Below are 5,100 nucleotides of genomic sequence, written 5' to 3'. Positions count from 1 at the left end.
GGGAGCGGCAGCTGAACCGCTCCCCTCGAGGACGCGGGGAGCTTCATAGGGCGCCCTCCTCCCCCTCACATTGCTCATCGAGTTCACTGTGGCGCCCTCCTCTGCATGATGATAGTAATGGAGAAGCCTATGAACTTTCGTGAAGGGATAGTTGTGAATGATAAATAAAATGATGCCAAATGATATAAACTTCACGGCTTATCGGAAACTGCTAGCTACGGCGTCGAGATGGCGGAGCAGCTGAGGAACATGGGCAAGGCGGTTCACCTGGTGCACAGGGGGCCCTACCTGATGAGCAGGGACCTGGACGAGGAGCTGGGCTCGGTCCTAACTGAGATGGCAAGGAAGGCGGGCGTCGACCTGAGGCTCGGGGTCACGGTGGCCGAGGTGAGCGGTGGCAGGGTTATGCTCAGCGACGGCAGCGAGCTGAGGTCCGACCTTGTGGTGGCTGCGGTGGGGGTTGAGCCTAACGTTGACCTCGTCAGGGGACAGCTGAGGCTGGGCCCCCACGGGGCCGTAGCCGTTGACGACAGGCTGCAGGCGACCTACGACTACGTCTTCGCTGCGGGGGACGCCATGGAGCACAAAAACATGGTCACGGGGCAGCCCGACTGGAGGCCCCTGGCCCCCATAGCCAACAAGTCAGGCCTCGTGGCAGGGGTCAACGCGGCCGGGGGCGACAAGAGGTTCCCCGGAGTCCTGGGGGACATAGTGACTAGGTTTGAGGGCGTCGCCTTTGGCAGGGTCGGCCTCAACGAGGCCGAGGCGAGGAGGGCCAACGTAAGGTACGTGACGTCGATAGTAACCACCAGGTCGAGGGCCAGGTACTACCCGGGCGGCGGCGATGTTACTGTGAAGCTCCTGGCCGAGGAGTCCAGCGGGGTCATAATAGGGGGCCAGGTCGCGGGGCCCGAGGAGGTCATAGGGAGGCTGGGCGTCATAGCCGCAGCTATTATGAAGAGGATGACCGCCGAGGAGCTTTTCTTCGTCGAGATAGGCTACCACCCGAGCTCTGGGAGGGCCTGGGATCCCATAGTTTTGGCGGCCAGGCAGCTGATGAGGGTCTAGGGCCTCAGGGGGATAACCCGTCTTCACGGTTCCGACACTGATGGTGACATCATCGGCCCAGGCCCTGCTGTCCCGTCAAGCTTAAAGCCTCAAGGCAGCTCCTATCAACCCTAGCTGCTATCCTCGCCGCCAACCTGTCGTTGACGTACTTGCCGTGGGGCCTCAGGCCGCCGCTGAAGGCCATAGGTATGTGGAGCAGCTCGTGAACTATGACCTCTGCCTTCCTCTCGGGCGTGAGCCCGTCGAACCTCTCAGAGATGAACTCTATGAGGTAGGCGGGCTCCATGTTAAGGGCGTACCTCCACGCCGAGGGCATTGAGTATATCCTGGCTATGGCCCTTGACCTTGAGCCCCTGCTCCTTATGACGTACACCCTGCTGGGGTCTATGTGGTTAAGCCCGGCGCTCTCTATTATGCACCTGACGGCCCTCTCAAGGGCCTCGTCCCTCTGGTATGATATCACTGCGCCCACAGCAGACGTAGGGTGCGAGGAAAATATTGGGCGTGAGGCCCCGAGGCCCATGACGGTGCCAATTTCAGCCAGCCCAGCGCGGGCTGCAAGGTTCCATTACATGCCTTTGGTCGGGCCGCCGGGGCCCGCCCGCTCAACAGCTGAAATGGCTACCCCGAGCTTCCATGAAGCCTAGGCGCGTTAAAGCGATGCAGACATAAAGGCACGCTGGGAGTCAGCCACAGGGGACCCCATTGGAGAAGGACGACGCTTCCACGCTGGTCGCCTCGCTCCTTGGAGGCGTCGGCGCCGTTGCCATGTTCCTGAGCGCCCTGGCCGTCGCCCTGGGCTGCGGGGCCTGCAGGTACGTCATGTACGCCGGGGTTGTCATGCTCCTGGCCTCGGCGGCCCTCTGGGCCGCGCTGCTCGCGCCCAGCGGTGGAAGGCGTGCCCAGGGAGCCTGAAGTGATAGTCGTGGCCGGCGGCTCCTCGTCAAGGTTTGGCTCGGACAAGCTGCTGGCCCCCTTCAACGGGGCGCCGCTGATATCAAGGGTGCTGGGCGTCGCCAGGGAGGTGGGCGAAGTCATAGTCGTCTCCTCGCGGGAGGAGCTCTCAAGGCTCAGCGGGCTCCTGAGGGGCGTGAGGGTCGTGGAGGATTTGCCCCAGCTCCCGTGCGGTGGCCCGCCGAGGGGCGTAGCCAGCGCAATAGGGCACGTGAGCTCGGGCCGCGTGCTCATAATGCCGGGCGACGCGGCGTGGGCGACGGCAGAGAGCCTTAATGCGCTGCTCAAACGGTGCGCTGATAGGCTCGCCGCGCCGCTGATGAGCAGGGGCTTCGTTAACCCCTCCTTCGTCTGCGGCCCCACAGGCCTGGTGAGGGAGGCCGTGGACCTCATGTGCTCTAAGGCGTCGCTCGGGCTCAGGGCAAGGATGACGGACCTGCTGAGGTCCTCAAGTTCCAGGCTCGTCGGCGCCTCGCCGCTCGGCGGCCAGGCCAGGTTCTATGACCTTGACGTCCCGGGCGACAGGCCTCCGAGGTCGAGGGGGCCGCGGAGGGCCGTCGAGCTCGACCCTGCCGCCTACAGGAAGGCCGTCTCGCTGGCGGCCGCTGGCGACGTTCGGGGGGCGGCACTGGCTTTTCAGGAGGAGTCAGCTGCCTACAGGCGGCTGAGGGTGTGGCACCTTGAGCTCCACTCGCTGCTTGACGCCCAGGCCCTTGGACTTGACGTGGCCGGGAGGGTCGAGAGGCTAAGGGCCCTGCTCAGGAGGCCCTCTCTATCCTGACAGCAGTGACCTTGTACTCCGGTATGTGGGATATCCTGTCGACAGCCGGCGAGACCACGTAGTTGATGGAGGCCTCGGGGTGGTGCACCGTGGCGAACACTATGCCCCTGGAGACCCTCCTTGATATCCTCGCCCTGACCACCGCTGAGCCCCACCTGCTGGTGACCCTGACCATGTCGCCGTCGCCTATGCCCAGGGCCCTGGCGTCGTCCTCACTTATCTCTATGAAGTCCTCAGGCTCTATGACCTGGTCGCCGGTGCGCCTCGTCATGGAGCCCATGTTGAAGTGGTAGAGGGTCCTGCCAGTTATCATCGTGAACGGGTACTCCTCCGTGGGCTGCTCCGGCGACGGTATGTAGGCCACGGGCCTCAGCCTGGCCCTCTTGCCTACGGTGAACTGGTTGACGTGAAGCACCTTGACGGGCGGGGCTTCAAGGCTTGGGGCTGGGTAGGGCAGGCCCCCCTCCTTCTCCAGCCTCTCGTAAGTTATGCCGTAGACCGCCGGCCACGCGGACCTTATCTCGTTCCACACGTCCTCAGGCGACGAGTACCTGAAGTAGTCCCCGTAGCCCATGGCGTTGGCCAGCCTAATTATTATCTGCCAGTCGGGCAGGGACTCGCCCAGGGGCTCTATGACCTTCCTCACCCTCTGGACCCTCCTCTCGGCGTTGGTGAAGGTGCCCTCCTTCTCGAAGGAGCTGGCCGCCGGCAGGAAGACATGGGCGTACCTGGAGGTCTCGTTGTGGAACATGTCAACAAGCACGAGGAGCTCCAGCTTTGAGAGCGCCCTCTCGGTCATCTCCCTGTACGGGTGCGACATTACTACGTCCTCGCCGAACACTATGAGCGCCTTCAGGTCGCCCCTCATGGCCGCGTCTACCATCTCAATGCCGTCGAGCCCGGGGTTTGGGTTCAGCCTGACCCCCCAAAGCTTCTCAAACCTCTCCACGTTCTGTGCCAGCGGCACCGAGCCGGGCAGCTTCTTAGGGTGGTCCCCCATTATCGCCGTTCCCTGGACGTTGTTCTTGCCCCTCAGCGGCATGAGGCCTGAGCCCGGCCTGCCAACGTTGCCCGTGAGGAGCGCGAGGTCTATGAGCTGGTATATGATCTCCGTCCCCTGCACGTGCTCGGTGGCGCCTAGGCCCCAGAATATCATTGAGGGCCTGTTGGTCGCGTAGAGCCTCGCCGCCTCCCTTATTAGGTCCGCCTTAACCCCGGTTACCCTCTCGGCGAACTCGGGCGTGTAGTTCCTGACGACGTCCTCAACTGGGTTGGCGGGCCGCTCAGCGGCGTCTACAGCGGCCTCCAGCAGATCAACGCGACCTGGACCAAGTTCGACAACCTCTACGAGTACGTGACCTGGTACGCCCTCGTGCCGCCGACCGTACAGGTGAAGGGCACCACGGCCGTCGTCAAGGCGCCCCTCCAGTTCGTAGTGTTCCCGTTCCCGACCTCGTCAAACCCGCACCCCACTGAGCTGGTGCTAAACGTGACTGAGATACTGTACTACCAGTACAACGCGACCGCCGCGGCGTGGCAGATAACGAGCGAGTACTGGATAGTGCACCCGATACCGGTCTCCGCGGTGGCCCCAGGCTACTCGCCGGGCCAGTACTCAGGCTGAGGAGGCTTGGCTGGGGCTAGTCAATCCCAAACCTCTCATTTTTTAGCTCACGCCTCCCGGCCCACCCCAGAGGCCGGGTCCAAGGTTAATGGGAAGGGCGCAGCAGGGCTTCAGGGACTTCGACCACCTGCTCTGGTGGGTCTTCGTGGGGACGAGGGGTGGTCCCATGAGGTTGAGGATCGTTGAGAAGCTGGCCAAGGGCCCCATGAACGCGAACAGGCTGTCCCAGCTCCTCGGCGTGAACTAAGGACCGTGAGGCACCACCTGGACGTGCTCGTCCAGGCAGGCCTCGTCGTCGCCGAGGGGCCGAGGTACGGGCAGCTCTACTACCTGACGAAGGAGATGGCCGAGTCGCTCGAGAAGGCTAGGGCCATGCTGAGGGGTGACTACAGGTGGCGCTGACGCTCTTGTCCTTCTGGAACTCCAGGGCGAACCCAGTTGTATTAGACAACGGCCTCGAAAGGTTGAGCGGCAAGTTTATGTAGTAGCCCGAGACCGGGATTCTCAACACCGTCAAGTTGTACAGCAGTCCAGAGACCGGGATGGAGTAGAACTGCGAAGCTATTACGGAGCCGTTGAAGGCGTAGAAGGGCGGGACATAAAGTTCGGCTATGAGGTTCTGTCCCTCGATCTGGGCCTTCACCACAGTGGGGTACCAGTAGGCTTTCGCCAA

General features: G+C 63.0%; 9 protein-coding genes and 1 pseudogene. 6 read left to right on the top strand and 4 right to left on the bottom strand.

Annotated elements, in window-relative coordinates; translation table 11 throughout:
- Nucleotides 1-195 (bottom strand): annotated as a pseudogene (locus ACP5H1_RS07820) (hypothetical protein); the annotation flags it as partial.
- A 33-nt stretch (nucleotides 196-228) separates the two neighbouring features.
- On the opposite strand from ACP5H1_RS07820, the gene ACP5H1_RS07815 reads away from it, so the two are divergent.
- Nucleotides 229-1,068: an FAD-dependent oxidoreductase gene (locus ACP5H1_RS07815; RefSeq protein ID WP_427973801.1), complete on the top strand. Its 840-nt coding sequence runs from the start codon at nucleotides 229-231 to the stop codon at nucleotides 1,066-1,068.
- A 49-nt stretch (nucleotides 1,069-1,117) separates the two neighbouring features.
- Here ACP5H1_RS07815 and ACP5H1_RS07810 read toward each other — a convergent pair whose 3' ends face one another.
- Complete coding sequence (locus tag ACP5H1_RS07810) at nucleotides 1,118-1,540, bottom strand: putative metallopeptidase (protein WP_427973798.1); 423 nt, start codon at nucleotides 1,538-1,540, stop codon at nucleotides 1,118-1,120.
- Between the two features lie 233 nt (nucleotides 1,541-1,773).
- Here ACP5H1_RS07810 and ACP5H1_RS07805 point away from each other — a divergent pair, with 233 nt between their 5' ends.
- Both ACP5H1_RS07805 and mobA read left to right on the top strand, forming a co-directional pair.
- Complete coding sequence (locus ACP5H1_RS07805; protein ID WP_427973795.1) at nucleotides 1,774-1,983, top strand: hypothetical protein; 210 nt, start codon at nucleotides 1,774-1,776, stop codon at nucleotides 1,981-1,983.
- Complete coding sequence (mobA, locus tag ACP5H1_RS07800) at nucleotides 1,967-2,803, top strand: molybdenum cofactor guanylyltransferase (RefSeq protein WP_427973792.1); 837 nt, start codon at nucleotides 1,967-1,969, stop codon at nucleotides 2,801-2,803. Before ACP5H1_RS07805 ends, mobA begins: the two co-directional genes overlap by 17 nt.
- On the opposite strand, the gene ACP5H1_RS07795 is transcribed toward mobA, so the two are convergent.
- Complete coding sequence (locus ACP5H1_RS07795; protein ID WP_427973789.1) at nucleotides 2,781-3,959, bottom strand: molybdopterin oxidoreductase family protein; 1,179 nt, start codon at nucleotides 3,957-3,959, stop codon at nucleotides 2,781-2,783. The two genes, mobA and ACP5H1_RS07795, sit on opposite strands and share 23 nt — an antisense overlap.
- Before the next feature lie 198 nt (nucleotides 3,960-4,157).
- On the opposite strand from ACP5H1_RS07795, the gene ACP5H1_RS07790 reads away from it, so the two are divergent.
- The 3 genes from ACP5H1_RS07790 to ACP5H1_RS07780 all read left to right on the top strand — a co-directional run bounded on the left by ACP5H1_RS07790 (nucleotide 4,158) and on the right by ACP5H1_RS07780 (nucleotide 4,829).
- Nucleotides 4,158-4,427, top strand: coding sequence for a hypothetical protein (locus ACP5H1_RS07790; RefSeq protein ID WP_427973786.1), 270 nt, complete (start codon nucleotides 4,158-4,160; stop codon nucleotides 4,425-4,427).
- 88 nt (nucleotides 4,428-4,515) lie between these two features.
- Nucleotides 4,516-4,674 (top strand): hypothetical protein, encoded by a 159-nt coding sequence (locus ACP5H1_RS07785; RefSeq protein ID WP_427973783.1) that lies wholly within the window; start codon nucleotides 4,516-4,518, stop codon nucleotides 4,672-4,674.
- A 5-nt stretch (nucleotides 4,675-4,679) separates the two neighbouring features.
- Nucleotides 4,680-4,829 (top strand): transcriptional regulator, encoded by a 150-nt coding sequence (locus ACP5H1_RS07780; RefSeq protein WP_427973780.1) that lies wholly within the window; start codon nucleotides 4,680-4,682, stop codon nucleotides 4,827-4,829.
- On the opposite strand, the gene ACP5H1_RS07775 is transcribed toward ACP5H1_RS07780, so the two are convergent.
- On the bottom strand, nucleotides 4,792-5,100 hold a 309-nt coding region (locus ACP5H1_RS07775; RefSeq protein WP_427973777.1), incomplete at its 5' end, for a hypothetical protein. The genes ACP5H1_RS07780 and ACP5H1_RS07775 overlap by 38 nt on opposite strands.

Origin of the sequence: Acidilobus sp. (assembly GCF_049973875.1) — an archaeon.
In the GTDB taxonomy this organism is placed as follows: Archaea; Thermoproteota; Thermoprotei_A; order Sulfolobales; family Acidilobaceae; genus Acidilobus.
Note: the sequence above shows the minus strand (reverse complement) of the source record. Positions and strands in the feature narration are given on the sequence as shown.